Origin of the sequence: Mesotoga sp. UBA5557, assembly GCF_002425715.1 — a bacterium.
GTDB lineage: Bacteria > Thermotogota > Thermotogae > Petrotogales > Kosmotogaceae > Mesotoga.
In genome coordinates this window covers 1-2,742 of record NZ_DIMV01000075.1, presented here as the reverse complement: position 1 = coordinate 2,742, position 2,742 = coordinate 1, and the positions used below count along the sequence as shown (strand labels likewise).

Genomic DNA, 2,742 nt, shown 5'->3' with positions numbered 1-2,742 from the left:
TGAGATGCTTCCTGCCGAAGGCGGCATTGCGTCCACTGATGCTCCTCAGTGCAATGCGTCCGATCTTAGAGCGGTTTTTCATCCCCGCGAAGCGGGCCTTGCGTCCCCGGATGCTCCTCCGGGCATCACTTCCTGGGATGTACTTCCCAGCATCACTTCCCGACGAAGTCGGCCTCGCCTCCTGGCGAAGCCAGCCTTGCGTCCCGGCATGATCCTTTGCCGGCATTGCGTCCACTGATGCTCCTCAGTGCAATGCGTCACACCGAAGGTGGCATCACTTCCTGCCTAAGCCAGCAATGCGTCCCGAGACGCTTTTCAAAGATTGCATTTATGATGATATAATTGACTCTAGAGTTAGTAACTTACGAGTTAGTAGTTGTGTTGGAGGTTGTTAAATGTTCATCAACAGAGAGAAAGAGCTTGCTTCTCTCAGGAAGCTTAAGGACAGTGGAAAGTTCGAGATGGCCGTTGTATATGGACGTCGAAGAGTGGGTAAGACCGCTCTTCTAAGAGAGTTCTCAAAAGAGATCGAAAGCATCTTCTTTGTCTGCGATGAGGTCAACGAGAAAATGATGCTGCGAAACTTCTCGGAAGTCATTCTAGAACACTTCGGCCAGAAAGACACATTATCTCCATTTGAGTCATGGGAGAAGGCGATTAGGTTCGTTGCATCCAAAGCAAAGGAAAAGCGTCTTCTGCTAGTAATAGATGAGTACCCATATTTGGCGAATGCTACTAGCTATTTCCCGTCTGTCTTGCAGCGCCTTATAGATCATGAGCTACTTGAAACAAAGCTCTATTTAGTTCTTTGCGGTTCATCTGTGAGTTTCATGGAGAGCGAAGTGCTGGGCAGTAGGAGCCCCTTGTTTGGAAGAAGAACAGCTCAGCTGAGAGTCGAGCCATTCACCTATCGAGAAGCGTCGCTGTTCTTTCCCGAACTGAGCAACAAAGAAAAAATCATCGCGTATGGAATTTTGGGGGGCATCCCGCAGTATCTGCAGAAGTGGAACCAGCATCTTCCATATGGAGAGAACATTGCAAACAACTTTCTCGATACATCGGCGTATCTTTATGCCGAGCCTAGATTCTTGTTGAGACAGGAACTGCGCGAACCTTCCCTCTACAACAGTATAATAGAATCAATTGCCCAAGGCGCTACTCGCCTGAACGAGATAAGTACAAGGGTAGGAGAGCCTAACGATAAAACTGCAAAGTACATAGCTACACTGCTGAACTTGAACATATTGGGACGAGAAGTGCCCGTTACAGAGAAAAGCACTTCACGGAAGGCGATCTACTATATCAGAGACAATCTTTTCAGATTCTGGTACACCTTTGTGTTTCCTAACCTCTCGCTTATCGAAACCGGCATGACAGAAGAGCTTCTGGACAAGAAGATCGCTAACGGACTCAGCAAGTATCTCGGCCTAGCTTTCGAAAGCATATGCAGGGACTATTTATTGTACAAAAGTGGCAGGGGAGAATTACCCTTCAGGATTATGAAGTTGGGCAAGTGGTGGGGAAGCAACCCAGCAACGAAGAAGGAAGAGGAAATTGATCTTCTTGGTCTGGGAGATAATCAAGCGATAATCGGTGAATGCAAGTGGACCAACGCAAGAGTCGGGATAGGCGAACTTGAGAGATTAAAAGAAAAGGGATCGATTATCGCTTACAAAGACAGGATATTCGTCATCTTTTCCAAGAGCGGATTCACCACAGATCTGCAAGAACTAGCTGCAAAAGATGAAAGTGTTTACCTGGTGACCTTAGATGACCTCTTTGCCTGAAATCAAATCGGACCGCTTGTGGTTTCATTAGGACAGACCATCGAATCGATTCCTCCATATTCATGGTGTGTACGAATTACTAAGCTGCCACTATGTCTAAACAAAAATGACGAAAAGCAAGAAAAGACTGTCATCCCGATATGAAACTGATCGGGATCTCGAATGTAAGAGCCGCTGTGCGCTTAAGAGCAAGGACCCGCTGAGCGCTGACGAAGACAGCGTTGTCCGTCAACGGTCCGCCGTCCACCGACCGAGAAGAAGAGCATTTCAAGAGACTTAGAAAGTTTCTTGGCTTTTGCTCTAATAACTTGCAACTGCTTGTGTTTTTCACACCAAAGAACAAGATCCTGGCCAGTAGCACGCCAGGATGACGTGAAGGACTGTCATCCCGTGATGCACCTGCACGGGATCTCGCTCTTTTTCTTCACGTGCACTCATCAAAAGGCAATCACAGTGCTATCATAAAAACACTCATCTTCTTATTCGTATGAGGTGATGTAATGAACTCAGGGTTTGTTTACATAATGACAAATCCTTCCAGAACTGTGTTCTACGTTGGTGTAACTAATAATCTTCTTCGAAGGGTCTTTGAACACAAGAGCAAACTTGTAGAAGGCTTCACTGACAAGTACAATTGCGTAAGCGTTGTCTACTATGAGTACCATGAGACAATCATAGCAGCTATCAGAAGAGAAAAACAACTGAAGAGTTGGAAAAGAGAATGGAAACTAAGGCTGATCAAGAAAGTGAATCCGGACCTTCGAGACCTTTGGGAAGAGATCAATAACGGCTTCCGATAAGGAAAACAAGATGCAGGGTCGCTAATGACCCCAAACGGTCATTCCCTGGAGCCCGCGCTGGATCCACTCACTTAGCCTGCCCCAATATGCATTTGTTTGGGGCTTTTGTTGTGTTTCCTGTTCAAGACCCCTGCGTTGACCGTTCAAGAGGAAAG

At 46.6% G+C, this 2,742-nt stretch carries 2 protein-coding genes; both read left to right on the top strand.

Going from position 1 to position 2,742, the window contains the following annotated elements:
- The first annotated feature begins 395 nt into the window (after window positions 1-395).
- Complete coding sequence (locus B3157_RS10710; RefSeq protein WP_292590435.1) at window positions 396-1,787, top strand: ATP-binding protein; 1,392 nt, start codon at window positions 396-398, stop codon at window positions 1,785-1,787.
- 500 nt (window positions 1,788-2,287) lie between these two features.
- Window positions 2,288-2,587, top strand: coding sequence for a GIY-YIG nuclease family protein (locus tag B3157_RS10705; RefSeq protein ID WP_292590433.1), 300 nt, complete (start codon window positions 2,288-2,290; stop codon window positions 2,585-2,587).
- Window positions 2,588-2,742 lie beyond the last annotated feature (155 nt).